We start from the raw sequence: 19,470 nt of genomic DNA on the forward strand, positions 1-19,470 counted from the left end.
CATGTCGACGAGCCCATTGAACCAAGAGCAGACCGTAAGGGCCCGCAAGAACTACTGCGTTCTCATGCAGCACCTTGCATCTATCGGCAACGCCCCTGTTGCGCTTGCAGTCGGTGTCGACGAGGCAACAATTAGCCGCATGAAGCCGGAGAAGTTCGAGCAGTTCTGTCAGATCCTCGCGGTGCTTGGGCTAAAGGTTGTTCCAAACGACATGCGCTGTTTCAACCAGCGGGATATCGAGGCGATCTTTCATCAGGCCAAGCGCTGGATGGAGCATGTGCAGCACGTCGACCAGTTGGAGGAGGACTGATGCAGTTCACAGTCACCATCAATCAGGTTAAGGCTCTCGACTGGGGTTTGAATTGCCAGCAGGCATTGCTGTTCGCGTTTGTCTACGAATGCCCGAGCTGGGCGAAGTTGATTAAGACCGAAGGGGGGGATTTTTACGCCCTGAGCAAGGCGAAGATCGTCGAAGAGCTGCCGTTACTGACAGATAAGCCGGATACCGCTTACCGGATGCTTAAGGCGCTGTCTGCGGCTGGACTGATCAACCTTTCCAGCACATCAAGCATCACCCTGATTCAGTTGACCGACAAAGGCAGGGAGTGGAACAGGAAACTTGATGGGTCGGAAAAATATCCGACCTTGAAGGCCAGTTCTAAGGTCGGAAAAAAATCCGAGCCACCTCGGAAAAATATCCGATCTACCTCGGATAAAAATCCGAGCAAGGTCGGAAAAAAATCCGAGCCAAGGTCGGATAAATCTCCGACAAATCAGGGTACCAGTAATCAGGGTACCAATCAGGGCACCAGTCAGAGTTTGCAGGACGCCCCGGCAAAGCCGTCGCAACCTACTGCGTTGGTGCTGGTTTCGGACGCCGCCCCGCGGTGTGAAATCCCTGCCGATATGCCGGGCCCGAAAGACCAGTCATGCAAAACCTTCAAGACCTGGGCGAACTACGCAATGGCCTACCGAAAGCGTCACGGCGCCTGGCCGGTGTGGAACGCCAAGGTTGGTGGCCAGCTTGGCCAACTAATCGACCGCCTCGGCATCGATGTTGCCCACCACGTAGCGGCCTACTTCCTGACCATCAACGATTCCCGGATCTTGGCGAACATGCACAGCATTGGCGACCTGCTCGCCAAAGCCGAAGCGTTCCACACCCAATGGGCAACCGGTCGCCAGATGAATGGCAGAACAGCCCGCCAGATCGAAGACACCCAAGCCAACATCAACGCCGCTCAGGAAGCTGGGCGGATCATTCGTGAAGGGGGTGAACGCAATGCTTTCCTCTGACGACATCGCGGAACTGGCGGGGGCGATCTGCGCCACTGCTGAAACGCTGGGCCAGACCATCAGTGCGACCGCCGCCAAATTAATGGCCGAAGACCTGTCCGTGTATCCGCCCGCAGACATTCGCAAGGCTCTGCAAGCGTGCCGCCGCGAACTGACAGGCAAGCTAACTTTGGCCGCCGTGCTGCAACGGATCGACGCCGAGGACGGCCGCCCCGGCAAGGATGAAGCATGGGCTATTGCCATGACTACGAACGACGAGTTTGAAACGGTGGTGCTGACCGATGAAATCCAACTGGCCTTGGCTGCCGCGAAACCTGTCCTCGATGCTGGCGACAAGGTCGGCGCGCGTATGGCGTTCATCAGCGCCTACGAACGTCTGGTGGGGCAGGCTCGGGAAGACAAAAAACACGTCAATTGGCATGTTTCCGTCGGCTTCGATGCCAACCGCCGCACACAGGCGATTACCAAAGCCGTGCAGATGCAGCGAATCCCTCAGGAGCGCGCTCAGCAGTACCTGACCGACTTGAGTATCGCTCCGGTCACCGAAGACGGTCGGGCCGTCGTTGCGCTGCTCACCGGCGAGGTTGCACGGCCTTCGCCAAAGCTGCGCGAGAAGCTCGCCGCGGTGAAGGATTCGATGCTCGCCATGCGCCAGGCGTCGGCCGAGGAAAAAACAGAATTGCGAATTCTGGCAGCCAATGAGCTGGCGGATCGCCGGGCGATGCTGATCAAGCAGGCTCAGGAATTGGAAGTGAAGAGGTCGGCGCAATGAACGAGTCCAGGCAGCAGCAAATCCTCGCTGGCCAGTCCTCGATAGCACAAAAGATTTTCGCCTACGTCCCGATCCAGACGAGTTGGAGCAATCACGAAATCCATGGCGCCGTATCCAATGCCAAGGCGACCGGCGCATCGCCCTACGCAATTCGCCGCGCCTTGGGCGAACTCAAAGAGGCTGGCCTGATCCGCGAGCCTGTAGGCGGCAAATTTCAGCGTGACGCAGCAACCAAAAAACCTCAAAAGGAGCAAGCCGTGAGCCAGGTAGCCAAGCAAACCGTAGTTTCGATCAAGAAGCCCGAAGGTGCACTGGATGTTCTGGCGAGCCTTTCCGGCGAAGTTGTGAGCCTTGCCGATGACTTCAGTAAGCGCATGAAGGCGCTGGCCACCCGTATCGAAGAGGTAGCTCTTTCGGTTGAGTCTGAGCGCGAGACTAATGCTGCTGCCGTGGGCAAGTTGAAACAGCTGCAGGAACTGCTGAAGGGTATTTCGCAATGACAACCCCTCTGAAGAAACTGACGCCGGCCTCAGAAGACCTTGTTCGTCTGCGTGATGAGATCGCCATGCAGGCTTTGAACGCAATGGTCATTAAGGGCAGCTGGAGTTTCACGGCCGTGGATGGCACACACAAGCTTTGCGTGAACATGCGGGATTACTCGTGGGCAGCCTACGAGTTCGCCGATCAGATGCTGGCAGCACGGGAGCGCAAGTGATGACCATCGACAACCAAAAACTCCAGAAGCTGGTGTGGAGTGAAGTCGCCTCCTGGAAGGATGATTGCGGGGAGTGGAAGCAGAACGCTGAAGCGCTCGGCGAATTCCTCGGGGAGAAGACCGTGGAGGAGGTGGCGCTGGAGCTGCTGGAGGAGAACGAAGTCGCCCGCATGCGGATCAAGGAAATGGATCTGCTTTTCGGGCGCTACATCCTCGCCATGCGTTCAGCGTTGATCGAGGAGGAACACGGCAAAGGGCCGGCGGCTGGCATGGAATGGATTTATAACTCGCTCGTCGGCCCGGGCCAGCTTCCGCCGGAAGATGAGGTGGACAGCCAGGCCTACTTCGATCGGGAGATAGTCGCGGTCAACAACGGCATGGACGAAGTCTTCGCGTTTCACGACGCCCGGCGCAAGGCGGTGCAGTCATGAACGAGTTCCAAATCCGTAGCCAGCGCGACATCAGCCGTCTGATGGGTGTCCTGCACGCAACCGACTTCACCAAACCCAAGGTCGTGGTCATCAAGGACGAGAAGCGCCCCGACGTCTGCAACCGGAAGATGTGGGCAATGCTCAAGGATGTATCTGAGCAGGTCATCTGGCACGGCAAGAAGCTGACCAGTGAAGACTGGAAGTGCCTTTTCAGTGCCTCGCTGGAGAAACAGCGCGCGGAGCCTGGCCTCGACGGAGGCTTCGTTGTGATGGCCGTATCGACCCGCAAGCAATCCCAGAAGTGGTTCAGCGATCTGTTCGAGCTGATGCATGCCTTCGGCGCCGAGCATGACGTTCGCTGGACTGAGTCCGACAAATGGGGCGGCCGATATGATTGATAAACGGATTCGTACAATTTGGAAGGACATTAATCGACGGTGTAAGTCCGATGGTGATCGATCTAAAAAATGGCCGACCTACAAATCATCTACATGCGATTTTGAGGATCTTGCTGATTTTGCGGACTGGGCAAATGTGCAGCCCGGCTTCCACATGCGCGACGGCGACGGAAACAGCTACCAGCTTGATAAGGACATCATCATCGCAGGAAACAAAGCCTATTCGAGAGAGGCTTGCTGTTTTGTGCCTGCGAGAATCAACACCATCCTCACGTCATGTATCGGCGCGCGCGGAGCTTGGCCGGTTGGAGTCAGCTGGAACATTCGGGACAGAAAATTCGCATCAAAAATTCGCATCAACGGAGTTCGTCGCTACCTAGGGTATTTCGATGATCCATTACAGGCTCATGCAGCTTGGCAGGATGCAAAAGCCCAGGAAATACGCAATGCGGTCGCAAGTTACGAGTCGTCCCCGGGAGTAGACGCGCGGGTTGTCGATGCGCTGCTGAAGCGGGCGGAAGGCATCGACAGTGATCGCGCTCAAGGGCTGGAAACCATGGAGCCGCAACCATGCGCGTAGCCCTCAAGGAATCGAAGGCGCCCAAGCCGAAGAAGTGCAAGAACCCAGCGTGCGGGGACTCATTCGTCCCGCAGCGGCTCGGGCAGGCGGTGTGCGGATACAAGTGCGGTCTGGCCATTAAGGACGTGAATCAGGCGAAAGCCCGGAAGGCGCTAGACCAGATCGGACGCGCCGAGATTCAGGTCCGCAAGGAGGCGCTGAAGACTCGGTCGGATCACCTCAAGGACGCGGAAAAGGCTGTGCGCGACTACCGGCGCACCTACGAGCTGAGCATCGGCAGCGGCTGCATCAGTTGCGGCGAGTCGCAGGAATCGATTCTTGCGGCTCAAGGCTGGAAGACTGGCGGCGCGTTCGACGCCGGCCACTTTCTCGGCAAGGGCGCACGTCCCGAGCTGAGGCTGATGCCAAACAATATCTGGTTGCAGTGCAAAAGCTGCAATGCCGGATCGTCCAAGTACGCCCGAAAGGGCCTGACAGTTTCTGAAAGCTTCCGCGCTGGGCTGATCGCCCGCATCGGCCTTGCGGAAGTCGAAGCGCTTGAAGCCGATCACGAACCACGCAAGCACACCGTAGAAGAACTCAAGGCGATCACCGCTGAATACCGGGCCAAGACCCGAGAACTGAAAAAGGGGCAGGCAGCATGAAATTGATCAACGCACGTCAAGCGTGGACAGACGCACAGCATGAATCCAACGCCTCAATCAGTGCTGCCGCGGCTGACCGGGCAAAATCCGCGTCTGTCGTCCGGAAGGAAAAGGCTGCGCTTCGAGAGGTCATCTTTGCCGCCCAGGGAGAGGACAAGGAAGAACGCATCATGGCTGTGCGCCAGAAGATCCACATTGCCGAAACGCGCCGCACGCCTATTGGCCGTTCGACACATCGAGCTGCCCACCTGGTGACCATGGGGAAAGTGCAGAAGGCAATCGAGTCGCTGCCATTTCAGGTGCAGCAGTTGGGACACTACCTCTACCACCCGTGCATGACCGTCGTTCACATGCTCAACGCCGAGAAGCTGATCTGGTCGGATACTGACTTCAGTGCGCTGACTGATTCCAAGGCGGCAAAGGTGCATTGCCTGATCACCTGTGCCCTGCAGTCCTACAAGGCCGAGGCAAACGGCGGTGATGCGTGGGGGCCGGCTCGAGTGTCTGACGCCATGTTGAAGCTGTACGGGATCGCTATCCAGCCCAAGCACTGGGATCGCGATTGGCTCGATATCTGGAATTTCCTGCGAAAAGCCATCGAGGAAGTGGATATCCAAGCTCAAGAGCCAGTTTGGCAGGTTATTCACGCAGAAAATTCAGAGGATGCGGCATAAAGTTGTTGCTATGGTGGGGAATTTGATGTACTTTTCCCACACTGCGCAACTTACCTCCAGCGCACGACAACTTCGAAACCCGGCCACCGCGCCGGGTTTTTTATTGCCTCGAATTCAAACTTCTGGAGAAGCGCATGAAGCTGAAAGCCAAAAGCAATCTGCTAGATCGCGCCAGAACGGCTTGGGAGGCGGTCGCACGCCAAGTTGGCGAGACTGACTTCTCGCGCCATCCTCGCACCGGCGAGTATCTGCATCCCGGTGTCGCCATAGGTTGGCGCATCCACAAAAAGAATCTGTAGTTTCACCTGTAGCCAGGACAGCCCTCGGGAAGGCCTGGACGTCGATAGCCGGATAGTGCGACGTACGGAATCAGCGCCGGCAGCCCGCGCACCCTGACCTCACAATGCTGCGAGGTGGCGCGAGACTGGATCAGCGAGATCGATGCAAAGGGGCGTCGACGTTGAGAAGGCCTTTGGCCGACAGCTCGGAAAGACGAGCGCACCTATTCAGGGCCTCTGCATTCGCAGGGGCTTTTTTCGTTTTCGGCTCCCCACACCCATTGCTCCGAGCTGGGAGTGCAGCGGACGCCGGATTTATCAATCTCCCCGAGAGGGAGGCAACCCGGATGCCAAACATGCCTGACAAGCCAGACACATGGGCCAAGATCTGGCTGGCGTTGAGCAATCCGCTCTGGCAGGGCGTGATCATGTCCATCACCGTATCGTTGCTTCGAGTCATGTACGACGCGAAGGAAACCAGTAAGCGCCGGATTGTGTTCGAGGCGCTGATCTGTGGTTCGCTGAGCTTGGTCGCGTCCAGCATTATCGAGTGGATGGCCTGGCCTTCCAGTTTGTCGGTTGCTGCTGGAGGGACTATTGGGTTCCTCGGCGTGACAGCCATTCGCGAGCTGGTGACCCGCTTCCTCGGTCGCAAGGCGGATGCCCCATGAAGGCCTTCGCTGCTGCAATCATCATCGCCCTGGTCGGCCTGCTCCTCATCGGGATCCAGCAGTCGCGCGTCGTCGCTCTACGCGGGGAGGTGGCATTCGAAGCCAGCGAGAAGAAGAAGGCGGTCGACGCCAACCTCGAAAGCCAGGCCACGATCACCACACTCCGCGCCGAAGCCCAGCGCAACGCCGATTACCAGAAAGACCTGAACAAGCGGTTACAGGCCAGCCAGGCCAAAGCCAGAAAGGCGGAGAAGAACTTTGAAGAACTCAAACGCAACAGCAAGCCTGTTCGTGATTGGGCTGCTCAGCCTCTGCCTGACGGCCTGCGCGGGAAAGCCGCCACTGGTAACAAAGACAACGGCAGTAAGAGTCGAACCCCCTGAGCTGGTGTCATGTGAGCGGGTAGCTGATGAAGACCTCGCCGACAACGGTCAGCTGTGGGAATTGAAGAACCAAGCCATCAACCTGCTCGACACCTGCGCAGATCAGGTGGACGCGCAGATCAAGCGCAGTCAGAGCAAGTAGGTCGCGACACGTTTCGCGATAGTGCAAATTGTGTCGCGACACCGGAGTGATCAATGACGAATGTGACCAGGCTGCACCATGCGCTGCCGCTGAGCGCGGACATCAACAAGGCTGTGGTCGATCTGGACACTGCCGTCGCCAAGGCAATCGATGCTGCCAAATCTGCCGGCTTGCCCCAAGGTCTGGTGGTAGCAATCCTCCACGGAAAGGCTCACGCCCAGACGCACGAAATGGTGAAGGCATGACCGCCAAGCTGATCGACTTCAAGCGCGAGGGATGGCGCGACGCTGCCAAGACCCTGCGCAAGATCGCTGACGACCTCGATGCTGGTGTCCATCCGGAATGCACTGTAGGCGCCTTGACTCTGATCGGCCCGAAAGGTCAGGTGACTGTGTTCGGGCTCGGCCCTAAGTGCGACGACCTGCAATGCCTGGGTGCAATGCGCCTGGGTGAGCAGAAGCTGATTGATGTGTTGCTGGATAGCGACTGACCGTATCCCCTGAGCGCATTCGCTGAGTGCGCTGACGAGATACCGAATGACCGTTGAATGACGTTCGAACGACGTTCAATGAATCGTTCTGCGAAAACACCCCATGAATGAGGTCCGCCCATGGCCCAGTGCGGCGCTAAGACGCGCGGCGGGGAACCATGCAAGAGACACGCTGTTCCGGGTTCCTCGCGGTGCAAGTTACACGGTGGCGGTTCGGCCAAAGCCAACAAGGGCAACAAGCACGCCGCCAAGCCTGGATCGATCTACAGCCAGTTCCTGACTGATGCCGAGAACGACATGCTGGCCAGCATTGAGCTGGGCAAGGTCGACGATGAGCTGCGCCTGACGCGCATTCGGCTTATGCGTGCCTTGGGCCGCGAGAGCGAGTTCGGCAATGAGCTGGAGATCGACAGCGAGAAGCTGGAGACGGGCGAGCACGGCGGAACAACAACGACCAGCAAGGTTCGGGACTATTCCAGTCTGATTGATCGTCTGACTGCTCGCATCGAGAGCCTGGAGCGTACCCGCGCCGAACTGCTCAAGGCGAATCCGCCCGAGCAACTGCCTGTGGCCCGAATTGAAATTGAGGTGGTCCGTGGCAGGCAGAACCCTAAAGCTCCAGATGACGGAGCCTCAGCTTGAGTTCTACGAGCTGAGAGACAAGTACCCGGCGTTCGTTGGTGGCTTCGGCACGGGCAAGACCGAAACGCTAGCAAACTGCGCCATTCGTGACGCCCTGGAGTCGTCTAGCGCCCTTATCGCGCTGTACGAGCCGACCTATGACTTGGTGCGCCTCATCCTTGCCCCGCGCATGGAAGAGAAGCTCTCCGACATGGGTATCCGGTACAAGTACAACAAGCAAGAGAACATCATCTACACCAGCTCCGGCCAGTGTGGTGACTTCGTGCTTCGTACCCTGGAGAATCCGGCCCGTATCGTCGGCTATCAGTCCTACCGGGCGCACGTCGATGAGATCGACACGCTCAAAAAGGATCAGGCGCGACTGGCCTGGCAGAAGATCATTGCGCGGAATCGTCAGCAGCCTGAAGGAGCTGACCCGCTCAATCGGGTGTCGGCCTACACCACTCCTGAAGGCTTCCGGTTCGTGTTCGATACCTGGGGGCGCAACCCGAAGCCGGGCTACCGGATGGTTCAGGCAGCCACCTACACGAATCCATTCCTGCCCGAGGACTACGTCGACTCCCTGAGAGACAGCTATCCGCCGGCACTGATTGCCGCTTACATCGAGGGCAAGTTCACCAACTTGAACAGCGGCAGTGTCTACCCGGACTTCTGCCGAAAGCTGAATCACACGGATGAGGTCGAGCGCGACCGAGAGCCGCTGCTGATCGGCATGGACTTTAACCGTTTGAAGATGAGCGGCGTGGTCTATGTCCAGCGTGACGGTCATCCCGTGGCGGTGGCCGAGATCACCGATGGTCGGGATACGCCCTACATGGCTGAGCTGATAAAGGCTCAGTACAAGGACAAAGGCCACCCGATCCAAATATTCCCCGATGCCTCGGGCCAAAACTCCAGTAGCAAGAACGCCAGCGAGTCTGACTTGAGCATTCTCAGGTCGGCCGGATTTTCTATTCGCGTCAACTCGACAAACCCGGCCATCGCAGACCGCGTGAACGCCGTGAATGCGCTGATCCTGAATGGAAAGGGCGAGCGTCGGCTGAAGGTCAACACGAATCGCTGTCCGCACCTGACTGACGGGCTTGAACAGCAGTCCTACGACAAGAACGGCATGCCGGACAAGTCGAGCGGCATTGACCACTTGAACGACGCAGCCGGTTACCCGCTTGCCTTCCTGTATCCGATCGTCAAGCCCGCACCAACCACCACTACATCCCTGAGAATTTGAATATGAGCAGTGACCCAAGTGCAAAATTGCCGGCGGTCGACCGCATGCAAGGCTATTGGGACATTGTTGACCCGCTGATGGGTGGAACCCAGGCAATGCGTGCGGCCGGCACCAAACTGCTACCGCAATACCCAGCTGAAGCCGACGACACCTACAAGGATCGCCTGGCGCTATCCACACTGCTCCCGGCCTACGCCGAGACGGTGGCCAGCAGCACTTCCCGCGTATTCGCTGAGCCCCTTCAGCTGGGCGAGGATATTCCTGAGCCGATCAAGCTGCTTTCGGCCGACATCGACCTTGGCGGCAATGACCTCAATTCGTGGTCGGTCGAGTGGTTCCGCGAGTCTCTGGCTAAGGGCCTGTGTCACGCAATGATCGAGCATCAGCCCACCCTCGATGCTGAGGGTAACAAGCTGTACAAGACCATCGCAGAGGAGCAAGCCGCAGGGGTTCGCCCTTATGCTGTCATCATCAAGCCGGGCCAGGTGCTCGGCTGGCGCTTCGACGGCGGCAAGCTGATGCAGGTTCGATACATGGAGTCGGTCGAGGTTGCAGACGGTGACTTCGGCGTCAAGTGCGTGGATCAGGTCCGCGTGCTGGAGCCTGGTAGCTGGCGCACCTATCGAAAGGCCGAGAATGGCGGCGCATGGGAGCAAAACGATCAGGGCTCGACCAGCCTCACCTACATTCCATGGGTGACGTTCTACACGGGCCGCACCGGGCCGATGACGGCCAAGCCGCCACTGCTCGAACTGGCTCACCTGAACGTCAAGCACTGGCAGTCACAGAGCGACCAGGACAACTTGCTGCACGTTGCCCGCGTCCCGCTGCTTTTCGTGTTCACCGACAACGAAGAATTCCAGCTGACCATCAGTTCGGCCAGTGCAACCCGCATGCCGAAGGACGGCAACGCCAAGTACGTCGAGCATACCGGTGCCGCGATCACTGCCGGGCGAGACTCGCTGAACGATCTGGTCGATGACATGCGTATGGCCGGGGCCAAGCTGCTCCAGAAGGACAAACAGGCCGTGAAGACGGCGGCACAGGCCAACGAGGAGGCAGCGCAGGAATTGTCCCCGCTGGCTCGCCTGGCTGGTCAGTTCGCTGACTGTGTCGCGCAGCTGCTCCAGATCCTGGCCGATTACGGCAGCCTGGGTGACGGTGGCCACGTCGAAATGCGCGGCAACTTCGACAGCGACTTCGCGCCCGAAGTGTCCCTGCCCAACCTGATCAGCATGGCCAACTCCGGAAAGCTCAGCGACGAAACGCTCTACTCCGAAATGCAGCGCCGTGGCGCCATCAGCGACGAACTGGACTGGCCGAAGGAGTTCGCCCGCATACAAACTCAACCAAGCAAAGGCGTGAGCCTGGACGATTAACCCATGGGTATCGATCAGATCAGCGACACGATCCGCAATGCGGTGCTGCTGGAAAGCCTCAAGTCCAGCGAGGTCGAGAAGTTCGCCCCGTTCCTGCGACAGATCGATCGTTCATTGCGCGAGCAGTTGGGTGGGTCGGAGCTGACCGAGTTCAAGCGTGCCCGCCTCGAGGAAATGCTCAAGCAGGTCGATGACGCCCTGGGTGGGATCCTGACTGAATACACCGATCAGATGCAGCTTGATCTGATGGATGTTGCGACCTGGCAGGCGAGCGCTGAGGCGGCCGTGATTGGCGCGCTGGCGCCAAGCTATACCGCGACTATTCCTGCGCTCTCAACGCTCAAGACAGCGGCCTTCAAGTCGCCGCTTGGGGTAAAGGGTGCAGACGGCGGCAAGCTGCTGGCTCCCTTCATTGAAGACTGGAGCAAATCGGAGCGATCCCGCGTCACTGGGGCGATCCGGCAAGGATGGTTCGAGGGCAAGACTAACTCCGAGATCATCCGCACGCTGCGCGGCACCAAGGATATGAAGTATGCGGACGGCCTGCTGGCCATCACCAGCCGCAACGCCGATGCCGTAACACGCACCGCGGTTCAGCACGTCGCCAGCCAAGCGCGCAATCAGTTCGCCAAACAGAACAGCGACATCCTGCAGGGCGTGAAGATCATCGCCACACTGGACGGCCGCACGACCGCTTATTGCCGGGCTGCAGATGGCACCGAATACGCACTGGATGAAGGTCCGCGGCCTCCGTTCCATGTTCGCTGCCGGACTAGCTTCATTCTGCTGCTCAAGGATGCGCCGTCGCTTGGCGCGCTGGCTGACCGATCGAGCATGAACGGCCAGGTCAAGGCCGACACCACCTATTACGAGTGGATCAAGACGCAGCCGGCCGCCTTCCAGGATGCGGTCATCGGCAAGTCCAGGGCGAAGCTGTTCCGCGATGGCGGTATGACGCCTGAGCAGTTCTCTGAACTGCAGATCGGCAACAACTTCAAGCCGCGCACGCTGGATCAGCTTCGGCAGATGGTGCCAGAGGCATTCGGCCGAGCAGGACTGTAACGAACAACCCCACAACTTGGCCTGTGCGCAGGCTGGAGGCTCCATGAAGACCATTGAATACAAAGTTCTCCCGGTTACACGCCACATCGTGACCATGTTCGTCAGCGAGACGGACGACGTCGTCGGCGACGGCCCTCGAGGTTGCGGGCAATCGTGCGCGCAGATCGGCGAGTACCCAAATGGCGATCAGGCTGACTTAGTTGCTGATGCTCTAGTTGCCCGCGACAAGGCTAACGGAATCGACTCTATCCGGGTTCGCGGGGGCCTGTCGCTCGGTGAAGTGATCAGCGGCAAGCGTATCAAGTAACCACAAACCAAATCATTCAGCCCTGGCACACGCCGGGGCTTTTTATTGCCTGTCTGTTCGGATGAGCGGGGCGCACTGGGCCGGATGGCCTGCTAGGAGAAACAATGAAGCTCAAGATCGTTGAAGTGGATGGCAAGCAATACGCGGAAGTCCTGGATGGGAAGCCCGTATTCACTGGTGACGACGGCAAGGACATTGCGTTCGATGCCGTGGGCACCCGCGACACCATCACCCGGCTGAACGCCGAGGCCAAATCGCACCGCACTCGCGCCGAGACTGCCGAGGGGCTGGTAAAGACCTTCGAAGGTATCGACGACCCAGCTGCAGCCCGCAAGGCGCTGGAGACTGTCTCCAATCTCGATGCTAAAAAACTGGTGGATGCCGGTGAGATCGAGAAGGTGAAGGGCGAAATCAGCAAGGCCTTCCAAACCCAGCTGGATGAAGCCAACGGCAAGGTGCAGACCTTTGAGCAGCAGCTGTATGCCGAGAAGATCGGAGGCAGTTTCGCCCGCTCGAAGTACATCGCCGACAAGCTGGCCGTGCCAGTGGATATGGTTCAAGCCACTTTCGGCAAGAACCTGAAGATCGAGGAAGGCAAGGTCGTCGCTTATGACGGTCAGGGCCAGAAGATTTTCAGCCGCTCCCGTCCGGGCGAACTGGCCGACTTCGACGAAGCCATCGAGACACTTGTTTCGCAGTACCCGCACCGCGACCACATCCTGAAGAGTTCCAACGCCAACGGCGGCGGCGCTCAGGGCGGTGATGGCGGAAATTCCGGCGCCAAGGGCGACTTTGGCGGCAGCAAAGCAGATCGCGTAGCAGCCATTAAGGCCATGACCGCAACAAGTTAAGGAGCAACTATGTCCCTGTCGAACATGAAGGTATTCAACGAGTACCTCAAGAAAACCACCATCGAAACCCTGGCGCAGGACGTTGAGAAATTCAACGCCGCCTCCGCTGGCTCCATCCGCCTGACCACTCAAGGTATCGACGGAGACTTCCTGCAAGAGTCGTTCTGGGCTGGCCTGCACAGCGCTCAGCGCCGTGTTGACCGCTATGCCGCCAACGGCGCGCAGGCTGCAACCCCGCTGACCCAGAAGCAGTACGACTCGGTGAAGATCGCAGGCGGCTTCGGTCCGATCCTGTGGGAGCCTTCGCAGCTGTCGTGGGTTCAGAAAAACCCTGAAGAAGCCCTGGAAGTGATCAGCCGCAACCTGTCCGAAGCTATCATGTCGGACCAGCTGAACACCGCCATCGCCGCCCTGGTCGCCGCCATTGGCAACCAGCCAACCGCCACCAACGACGTTTCCGCCACTCTCGGCGTGGACTACGTCGCCATCAACAACGCCCATGCGCTGTTCGGTGATGCTTCGCAGCGTCTCATTGCCCAGGTAATGACCGGCGCCATGTACCACAAGCTGATCGGAAAGAACCTGGTTAACGCCGAGAAGCTGTTCACCTTCAGCGGCGTGCAGGTGGTCGACATCCTGGGTAAGGCGGTGATCATTACCGACGCCGCAGCTCTGTACGAGGCGGGCACCCCGAACAAGCAAAAGGTGCTGAGCCTGGCTGACGGCGCTGCGATGGTGATGGATGGCTCTGACCTGATCACCAACATCGAGACCTCCAACGGCAAGGAGCGCATCGAGACCACCATGCAGGCGGATTACACCTTCGGCATGGGCCTCAAGGGCTACACCTGGGACACCGCCAACGGCGGCAAGTCGCCAACCAGCGCCGAACTGGCCACTGGCACCAACTGGGATCTGGTTGCGAACAGCATCAAGGCCTCGGCTGGCGTTATCACCATCGGCGATGCCGCTCAGTAATCGGGACGGCGGCCTTCGGGTCGCCTGACCTACATGTCAGGAGTCCACCATGGACGAAAAAGTCATTTACGAGAAACACCCGGTCACCGCTGAGCGCAAGGCTGAGCTGCGTCAGAAGGGCTACAAGATCATCGACGCCAAGTTCGCACCGGATGAGTACGAGCATCCCGAGCCGATCAAAAAGGTCGACCGCCCTTCAAAAGGCCTGAACGTCGACCAGATCAAAGCTGCGCTGACCGAAAAGGGCATTGAGTTCGAAGCCTCGTCCAACAAGCAGTCTCTTGCTGAACTGCTCGACAAGGCCGTCCAGGAATAACCCATGACCGACTTCATCACTGTTGCAGACGTTGACACATTGCTGGGGTCGGGCTGGGCGGGTGCCGGTGATCCGGTTCTGTCTGTGATGCAGGCCAATGCCTGGCTGACCAGCAAGATTAAGCGTCCTGTTCCCGCCGAAGTACCGGCCGAGATCAAGCAGGCCGGCGCCCAAGTTGCGAAAATCGCCGCGACGGGCTCCCTATATAAGGCTGTCGAGCGCGAGACCATCAGCGAGACGGTATCGGCTGGTGGCGGCGTCTCTGTAAGCGAAACCTACATTCAGGGATCTGTCGCGCTGTCTTCCGGGGAGAGCTTCGCCATGGCGCTTATCTATCCATGGGTCAATGGCACCAACTCCATCCCGATGGTGAGGGGCTGAGCATGGGCATGAAGGACAAGCTTCAGACCAAACTGTCCAAGGCGTTTGACGGAAAGCTGGAAGATGCAGTGAGCCAGATCGTCGGCAGCTACAACGGCCCCGGCGTCTTTGACCCGGTCACCGAAGAAACCACGGCTGAAACGATCACCTACACAGGTCGGGGCGTTATCACCGGCTTCAAGGTCGAGCGCATCGACGGGATCAACATCAAGGTGGGTGATGCGAAGTGCGTCATCCTCAGCAACGAGATAGACGCCGTGCCGGACGTAGGCCACACCATCAGCGCCGGCACTGAAAACTTTCTCGTCCACCTGGTTCTTCCCGATCCAACTGGCGCGACGTACCAGCTTCACCTGCGGAGGGCTTGAGCATGGCAAGAGGCTGGAGCATCCCGCCGAGCCTGTTTATGGGGGTGGTAGAGAAGGACTTGTCGAAGAAGGTCAGGACCATCGCGATTCAGTGCCTGAACGAGGTGGTTATGAGGACGCCGGTTGATTATGGTCGCGCAAGAGCGAATAACCAGATCAGCATTGGCTCTCCTGTCTATCAGGTCTTGGATCGTTTTGATAAGGACGGAGGAGCGACGATCCTGGAGGGCGTGACGCGCCTGAGTGGCCTTGAGCCGTATACGGTTGTTTATTTGCAGAACAATTTGCCATATATCGAGCGCCTTGAAGATGGCCACTCGAAACAGGCACCGGTCGGCATGTTCGGCGCGGCATTCAACAGCGTGGCGAGGGCCAACCAATGACCTTCGAGCAGATCCGGAACATCGTCACCACGCGCATGACGCAATGGACCGGCATCCCGGCGGCGAGCGTCGACTTCCCGAACAACGCGATATTCGACCCGTCCGGGAAGCCGATTTGGGCAAGGCTGGCCGACGTTCCTGGCCTGTCCTCTACGCCAGAAGTCGGCCTGTCGCCATGCGTGCAGCGAACCGGGATCATCATCATTCAACTGTTTGTACCCAGCTACAAGGGTACGCTCGCCATCACTCGGGCTGCCGATACGCTGGTGCAGCACTTCGAATTCTTCAGCGAGAGCGGTTTCGAGTGTTTCGCTGCCTCGGCCGCAACCCTTGGCGATGACGGCAACGGTTGGTATCAGGTCAACGTTAAAATTCCCTATCGCGCCTACTGAGGTCGCTGGAGAGCATCAATGCAAAGCCATGATTACGTGCCGGGCGTATCCGGTTGGAAGTATGAAAATGAAGGATCGTTTGAGCTGAATATCGCTGGTCCCGGAATCGAGTCGCCGCAACCAAAACTGGTCACGATAACTGCCGGTCAGTGGCCTGATCGTGAACTTCCAGCCAATGCGATGGAGCGTTATGCCTTCATCGGCGCCGAGTTGTCGAAGATCCCGGTCAAGTACCGAGAAAGCGCAGAGTTTACGACCGAAGACTTCTCGTTTGATCGCGACGGATCGGACTACCGCACCACGCTAACCTATGTTCGGCGAGAGACCTCGGAAGAGGCGCAGGATCGTGCAGAGAAGGCGAAGTCTTCCGGTACGCGAGCCTCGGTGGTCAATGGCGTCCTGACTATCACTACCGATGGCGCAGTTCGCTGCCGCATCGGCAATCAGGAAAAGCCAGAGAAGCCAGAGCCCTTCGTGGTAGTTGATGGCGTTGTTTTCGTGAGCGAGACGTCAATCAAGGATTCCACGATCAAGGCCAAGCTCGCCCCCCAGTGGTCTTTGAAGATGCAGGTCAATGAGCAAGGGCAATACGTTGCCGCCGGTGTCGGACTGGGTATCGGTTCGCAGTTTTTGGTAAGCGCTGACAGATTCAGCATCAATTGCATGTGCGGCGGCGGACCTGCCGGGTTCGGCAAGAAATAAACTCCCCTTCGATCCAGCCAATCCCGCCAAGCGCGGGTTTTTTTATGCCCGCAGAAAGGAGACATACCCATGTCGTCAGGAGCAAAGGTCGCCACGGCCTATGTTGAAGAAGTAACCCAGGGCATCACGCCCGCAACTGGCTGGAAAGAGCTGATCCGTACCTCGTTCGGTATCGGCCCAACCCAGAACACCGCAGAAAACAACGAAATTGGCTCGACTCGAATGAGTCAGGGCACCACGCCGACCACGGTTGATGTGGCTGGCGCGATCGGTATGAAGTGGCGCTACGGCGGCGCAGTCGATGATTTCCTGGAGTCGTGCTTCGGCGCGCGCTGGACCGCTGACTCTCTGACCATGGGTAATCAGCGCATCAGCTACTCGATCGCCTCCTACGCGAGCGATGTGACCGTTGCGTCAGTTGCTCGCGGCGCACAAGTGGCATCGATGGCCTTCACCTTCGGCACCGACAACGATGTCACCATTGACACCACGTTTTCGGCGACTGACTGGGAAGACAAGGCCGATGGCACCAGCTTCTTCAGTGCTGCCGCTGCGGAGCCGGACGGCCCTCGATTCAACTTCAAGAACTTCACCGCATTGACCCTGGATGGTGTCGCCGCCTCGGCAGCTAACGGTACCTGCATCAGCGCAATGTCGCTGACCTTCGATAACGCAGTCCAGACGCAGCGCTGCTTGGGCTCGGGTGATGCGTTCGCCGGCAGCATTATCCCGACAACCTTCAGCGCCTCCGGTAGCGTCACCGTGGCCTGGTCTGCCGCTTCCTACGCCCTGTACCGCAAACAGCGTACCGGCGAATCGGTAGCCATGAGCTTCACGCTCGAGAATGCTGACGGTGCTTACACGGTGCTGCTGCCAGAAATGGAAGCGGTAGGCAGTTGGCCGGACGGTGGTGCGACCGACATCATTGAGGTGGAGCTGGCTGTTTCGGCCCGACGCATCCCGCCAACGATTACTCGCGTGCCTGCTGTTACGCCTTAACCGCTAATAATGCAGAGGCCTGAAAGGGCCTCGTTGCTGGGGTACAGAATGTCCTTTATTTTGAAAAAGAAAGATCCGCTCGATGCGGTGTCTACGCGATGGATCGAGCCGGCCCCCGGCCTGCGCCTGCAGATCGGATCGTCCGCTCGACCAGGCTACACCAGCGACTACCGCCAGATTCAGCGACACCTTGAATTCGCCTCGCGCCAGATGGGCGTAGGAACTGAAGAGTTCGACATCCTCAAGAAGTCATCGGTTGAAATACCAGATCCAGATATTCTTTTCGTTGAGCTGGCATGCAAGCACCTGATCCTCGACTGGGAGGGTGTTGCAGAGGCAGAAGATCCAGACGCACCTGCGCCGTATACCCCGGAGCGCGGCGTTGTTTTGATCGAGCAGATGCCAGAGGTTTACTTCCTCGCGCTGAATGCTGCCAATGACATCGCCCTACGTCACAAGGAGCAGGTTGCCGAAACAGTGGAAAAGCCCTTGCCGCCTACCGCTGGGCAGCCGAGTGGGCGGGCCCGGAAAACGAGCGCAAAAGAGAAGTCCACGAAAAGCTGAGGGTTTACATCCCTGAGCCGCCAGAGCTGGACGGTCCAACCACCGATATGCTGGAAGCCTATTACGTGATCAGTCGGGGCCGGCAGTATGTCGGCATGAGCGGTGTTCCGGCACCTCTCTCTGTTCGGGATCTGAGTGATTACCTGGCAGCCTACGGTGAGCGATATTCCCGCGAAGAGTTTGACGCAGTGATATTCGCCCTTGATGACGATTTCCGCAAAAGATGGGCAGAGCAGCAGGAAAGCTCAATGCCCAAGTGATCGCGGGTGCTCGGCTTGTGATGAAGATTAACCACAGCGCGGGACATCCCGCAGGAGCAAAAATGAACATATTCACGCCTACGGGAGCCGAGTTCGAAATGGTCTCAGTTACGTGTGGTATTTGCGCCATGGAATCTGCGAAGGCTGAAGTCCTGCAAGGAGTTTGGCCAGATCTTGCCGACCGTGATACCGGAAGGTTCCCCGCGAATCTTGTGACGCCAGAACAACGGGCACTCCTGGAAAGTGCGGCTGGAACGATTCGCGGACCGGCTGCGCTGCGCTAGATGACGATGTGTAGTGGTGCTTTACGATAACGACTGCAAACGTGACGCCCCTATGGTTAATCAGGGCTCCCTCAAAGCTGCTCATACCGACCTCCAGGTCATAAACGCGCCGAGATTGGCGCTCTCCCAGTCCTTGGGCTTGCAGGCAAAGGACTGGGGAATCCTTTAGTCGAGCATTTCCCGGCGCATCATGGCCTGGAACTTCTCGCGCTCGGTTCTGCCGAGAGCCTCCGCCACTTCAAGTATCTGAGGGCCGAAACTGTCTTCGTCTTCGGTGCCGGCGGCTGCCTTGGCCTTGGTCATGAGTAAATCCAGCGCGCGACTGTATTTCGAGCTTTCCATGCTAAGCCTGGCTATTTCCCTGTCCAGTTCATCAGCCTTTGCCACTTCAACCTCATCTAGAGTTCGAGGCGAGAAGCTGGTGGTGAGTCTGGAGATGATCTCGGCATGCAGTGAGCGCGAGCCTTTGCGTGCGCTCTCCTCAAGCTGATCTCTCAACTCGGCAGGCATCCGAATTGGGTACGGGGAAATCTGGTGGCGGTCAGTCATGAATTGCTCGGGGTGGTTTTGCAATGCGGGCAGTATGCGCAATGACTCAATTAGGCTCAATGATCCTACTTGACTCTATTTTTATCTGAGTTAATATGAGTCCACAAACTAAGGAGGCAATCATGAAAGACGCGCACCAGGTTGCACCGTACAGCCTACGGATCGCAGAACAACTCAAGGGGAAGGCAAAGCAGGAGGCGCACACGAATCGCCGAAGCCTCAATGCTGAGCTCGGGCTTTTGATTGAGGAGGGTTTCAAGTGGCGGGAACAGCAGAGCAAGCAGGCGGTAGCCTAAAACGAAGAAGCCCCGGCGTACAGGCCAGGGCTTCAAGTGTGAAAACTTTCGACGG

34 protein-coding genes are annotated in these 19,470 nt (G+C 58.3%); 33 read left to right on the forward strand and 1 reads right to left on the reverse strand.

Translation table 11 applies throughout. The features are described 5' to 3' along the window. Position 1: 1 nt before the first annotated feature. From JJD74_RS14130 to JJD74_RS14285, 32 genes are all read left to right on the forward strand, one after another. The gene (locus JJD74_RS14130; protein ID WP_115148356.1) at positions 2-310 is read left to right on the forward strand and encodes a CII family transcriptional regulator; all 309 of its coding nucleotides are present in this window, start codon (positions 2-4) and stop codon (positions 308-310) included. Next, entirely contained in the window at positions 310-1,296 is a 987-nt protein-coding gene (locus tag JJD74_RS14135; protein WP_115148355.1) for a phage replication protein, read from the forward strand. The genes JJD74_RS14130 and JJD74_RS14135 overlap by 1 nt, the downstream gene beginning before the upstream one ends. Continuing rightward, positions 1,283-2,068: a hypothetical protein gene (locus tag JJD74_RS14140; protein ID WP_200614790.1), complete on the forward strand. Its 786-nt coding sequence runs from the start codon at positions 1,283-1,285 to the stop codon at positions 2,066-2,068. Before JJD74_RS14135 ends, JJD74_RS14140 begins: the two co-directional genes overlap by 14 nt. After that, positions 2,065-2,568: a hypothetical protein gene (locus JJD74_RS14145; protein ID WP_200614792.1), complete on the forward strand. Its 504-nt coding sequence runs from the start codon at positions 2,065-2,067 to the stop codon at positions 2,566-2,568. The genes JJD74_RS14140 and JJD74_RS14145 overlap by 4 nt, the downstream gene beginning before the upstream one ends. Next, complete coding sequence (locus tag JJD74_RS14150) at positions 2,565-2,783, forward strand: hypothetical protein (protein WP_200614794.1); 219 nt, start codon at positions 2,565-2,567, stop codon at positions 2,781-2,783. The genes JJD74_RS14145 and JJD74_RS14150 overlap by 4 nt, the downstream gene beginning before the upstream one ends. Beyond that, the gene (locus JJD74_RS14155) at positions 2,783-3,214 is read left to right on the forward strand and encodes a hypothetical protein (RefSeq protein ID WP_200614797.1); all 432 of its coding nucleotides are present in this window, start codon (positions 2,783-2,785) and stop codon (positions 3,212-3,214) included. Before JJD74_RS14150 ends, JJD74_RS14155 begins: the two co-directional genes overlap by 1 nt. After that, the gene (locus JJD74_RS14160; RefSeq protein ID WP_200614805.1) at positions 3,211-3,612 is read left to right on the forward strand and encodes a recombination protein NinB; all 402 of its coding nucleotides are present in this window, start codon (positions 3,211-3,213) and stop codon (positions 3,610-3,612) included. The genes JJD74_RS14155 and JJD74_RS14160 overlap by 4 nt, the downstream gene beginning before the upstream one ends. Beyond that, positions 3,605-4,192, forward strand: coding sequence for a hypothetical protein (locus JJD74_RS14165; protein ID WP_200614808.1), 588 nt, complete (start codon positions 3,605-3,607; stop codon positions 4,190-4,192). The genes JJD74_RS14160 and JJD74_RS14165 overlap by 8 nt, the downstream gene beginning before the upstream one ends. Further along, positions 4,183-4,836: a recombination protein NinG gene (locus JJD74_RS14170; protein WP_200614817.1), complete on the forward strand. Its 654-nt coding sequence runs from the start codon at positions 4,183-4,185 to the stop codon at positions 4,834-4,836. Before JJD74_RS14165 ends, JJD74_RS14170 begins: the two co-directional genes overlap by 10 nt. Beyond that, positions 4,833-5,510, forward strand: coding sequence for a hypothetical protein (locus JJD74_RS14175; protein ID WP_200614819.1), 678 nt, complete (start codon positions 4,833-4,835; stop codon positions 5,508-5,510). Before JJD74_RS14170 ends, JJD74_RS14175 begins: the two co-directional genes overlap by 4 nt. A gap of 134 nt (positions 5,511-5,644) precedes the next feature. Beyond that, the gene (locus tag JJD74_RS14180) at positions 5,645-5,809 is read left to right on the forward strand and encodes a hypothetical protein (RefSeq protein WP_155418732.1); all 165 of its coding nucleotides are present in this window, start codon (positions 5,645-5,647) and stop codon (positions 5,807-5,809) included. 335 nt (positions 5,810-6,144) lie between these two features. Next, on the forward strand, positions 6,145-6,459 hold the full coding sequence (locus tag JJD74_RS14185) for a phage holin, lambda family (RefSeq protein WP_200614821.1): 315 nt from the start codon (positions 6,145-6,147) through the stop codon (positions 6,457-6,459). After that, on the forward strand, positions 6,456-6,842 hold the full coding sequence (locus JJD74_RS14190) for a hypothetical protein (protein ID WP_200614823.1): 387 nt from the start codon (positions 6,456-6,458) through the stop codon (positions 6,840-6,842). The genes JJD74_RS14185 and JJD74_RS14190 overlap by 4 nt, the downstream gene beginning before the upstream one ends. Beyond that, positions 6,802-6,984 carry a hypothetical protein gene (locus JJD74_RS14195; protein WP_234451754.1) on the forward strand — a complete coding sequence of 61 codons (183 nt, stop codon included), beginning with the start codon at positions 6,802-6,804 and terminating at the stop codon, positions 6,982-6,984. The genes JJD74_RS14190 and JJD74_RS14195 overlap by 41 nt, the downstream gene beginning before the upstream one ends. A 53-nt stretch (positions 6,985-7,037) precedes the next feature. After that, complete coding sequence (locus JJD74_RS14200) at positions 7,038-7,229, forward strand: hypothetical protein (RefSeq protein ID WP_200614825.1); 192 nt, start codon at positions 7,038-7,040, stop codon at positions 7,227-7,229. Continuing rightward, positions 7,226-7,474 carry a hypothetical protein gene (locus JJD74_RS14205; protein WP_200614827.1) on the forward strand — a complete coding sequence of 83 codons (249 nt, stop codon included), beginning with the start codon at positions 7,226-7,228 and terminating at the stop codon, positions 7,472-7,474. Before JJD74_RS14200 ends, JJD74_RS14205 begins: the two co-directional genes overlap by 4 nt. A 120-nt stretch (positions 7,475-7,594) precedes the next feature. Continuing rightward, a complete protein-coding gene (locus JJD74_RS14210) occupies positions 7,595-8,116 on the forward strand; it encodes an HGGxSTG domain-containing protein (RefSeq protein ID WP_200614829.1) in 522 nt (173 codons plus the stop codon). Beyond that, positions 8,070-9,344 carry a terminase large subunit domain-containing protein gene (locus JJD74_RS14215; protein ID WP_325166990.1) on the forward strand — a complete coding sequence of 425 codons (1,275 nt, stop codon included), beginning with the start codon at positions 8,070-8,072 and terminating at the stop codon, positions 9,342-9,344. The genes JJD74_RS14210 and JJD74_RS14215 overlap by 47 nt, the downstream gene beginning before the upstream one ends. 2 nt (positions 9,345-9,346) lie before the next feature. Beyond that, a complete protein-coding gene (locus JJD74_RS14220; RefSeq protein ID WP_200614831.1) occupies positions 9,347-10,723 on the forward strand; it encodes a DUF4055 domain-containing protein in 1,377 nt (458 codons plus the stop codon). A 3-nt stretch (positions 10,724-10,726) separates the two neighbouring features. Then, positions 10,727-11,785: a phage minor head protein gene (locus JJD74_RS14225; protein WP_200614833.1), complete on the forward strand. Its 1,059-nt coding sequence runs from the start codon at positions 10,727-10,729 to the stop codon at positions 11,783-11,785. 43 nt (positions 11,786-11,828) lie between these two features. Next, complete coding sequence (locus JJD74_RS14230) at positions 11,829-12,092, forward strand: hypothetical protein (RefSeq protein ID WP_200614836.1); 264 nt, start codon at positions 11,829-11,831, stop codon at positions 12,090-12,092. Positions 12,093-12,196: 104 nt separating this feature from the next. Beyond that, positions 12,197-12,943: a DUF6651 domain-containing protein gene (locus JJD74_RS14235; RefSeq protein WP_200614838.1), complete on the forward strand. Its 747-nt coding sequence runs from the start codon at positions 12,197-12,199 to the stop codon at positions 12,941-12,943. 9 nt (positions 12,944-12,952) lie between these two features. Then, entirely contained in the window at positions 12,953-13,921 is a 969-nt protein-coding gene (locus JJD74_RS14240) for a major capsid protein (RefSeq protein ID WP_200614840.1), read from the forward strand. 49 nt (positions 13,922-13,970) lie between these two features. After that, complete coding sequence (locus JJD74_RS14245) at positions 13,971-14,237, forward strand: hypothetical protein (RefSeq protein WP_200614842.1); 267 nt, start codon at positions 13,971-13,973, stop codon at positions 14,235-14,237. A gap of 3 nt (positions 14,238-14,240) precedes the next feature. After that, complete coding sequence (locus JJD74_RS14250) at positions 14,241-14,618, forward strand: hypothetical protein (RefSeq protein WP_200614844.1); 378 nt, start codon at positions 14,241-14,243, stop codon at positions 14,616-14,618. Between the two features lie 2 nt (positions 14,619-14,620). After that, a complete protein-coding gene (locus tag JJD74_RS14255) occupies positions 14,621-14,986 on the forward strand; it encodes a hypothetical protein (RefSeq protein WP_054898879.1) in 366 nt (121 codons plus the stop codon). 2 nt (positions 14,987-14,988) lie between these two features. Then, positions 14,989-15,369, forward strand: a complete 381-nt coding sequence (locus tag JJD74_RS14260) for a hypothetical protein (RefSeq protein WP_108183182.1) — start codon at positions 14,989-14,991, stop codon at positions 15,367-15,369. Next, positions 15,366-15,761, forward strand: coding sequence for a phage tail terminator-like protein (locus tag JJD74_RS14265; protein ID WP_200614846.1), 396 nt, complete (start codon positions 15,366-15,368; stop codon positions 15,759-15,761). The genes JJD74_RS14260 and JJD74_RS14265 overlap by 4 nt, the downstream gene beginning before the upstream one ends. Before the next feature lie 18 nt (positions 15,762-15,779). Further along, on the forward strand, positions 15,780-16,463 hold the full coding sequence (locus JJD74_RS14270; RefSeq protein ID WP_234451741.1) for a phage tail tip fiber protein: 684 nt from the start codon (positions 15,780-15,782) through the stop codon (positions 16,461-16,463). 69 nt (positions 16,464-16,532) lie between these two features. Further along, positions 16,533-17,462: a phage tail tube protein gene (locus JJD74_RS14275; protein WP_200614849.1), complete on the forward strand. Its 930-nt coding sequence runs from the start codon at positions 16,533-16,535 to the stop codon at positions 17,460-17,462. 48 nt (positions 17,463-17,510) lie between these two features. Further along, a complete protein-coding gene (locus JJD74_RS14280; protein ID WP_200614852.1) occupies positions 17,511-18,026 on the forward strand; it encodes a hypothetical protein in 516 nt (171 codons plus the stop codon). 47 nt (positions 18,027-18,073) lie between these two features. After that, positions 18,074-18,286, forward strand: a complete 213-nt coding sequence (locus tag JJD74_RS14285; RefSeq protein ID WP_200614854.1) for a hypothetical protein — start codon at positions 18,074-18,076, stop codon at positions 18,284-18,286. A 449-nt stretch (positions 18,287-18,735) separates the two neighbouring features. On the opposite strand, the gene JJD74_RS14290 is transcribed toward JJD74_RS14285, so the two are convergent. Continuing rightward, positions 18,736-19,119 carry an Arc family DNA-binding protein gene (locus JJD74_RS14290; protein WP_108183177.1) on the reverse strand — a complete coding sequence of 128 codons (384 nt, stop codon included), beginning with the start codon at positions 19,117-19,119 and terminating at the stop codon, positions 18,736-18,738. A gap of 122 nt (positions 19,120-19,241) precedes the next feature. Between JJD74_RS14290 and JJD74_RS14295 the strand changes: the two genes are divergently transcribed. Next, positions 19,242-19,415 carry a hypothetical protein gene (locus JJD74_RS14295; protein ID WP_170042746.1) on the forward strand — a complete coding sequence of 58 codons (174 nt, stop codon included), beginning with the start codon at positions 19,242-19,244 and terminating at the stop codon, positions 19,413-19,415. The last annotated feature ends 55 nt before the right edge of the window (positions 19,416-19,470 follow it).

The sequence above is a fragment of the Pseudomonas sp. MF6776 genome, assembly GCF_016613125.1.
Lineage (GTDB): Bacteria > Pseudomonadota > Gammaproteobacteria > Pseudomonadales > Pseudomonadaceae > Aquipseudomonas > Aquipseudomonas iridis.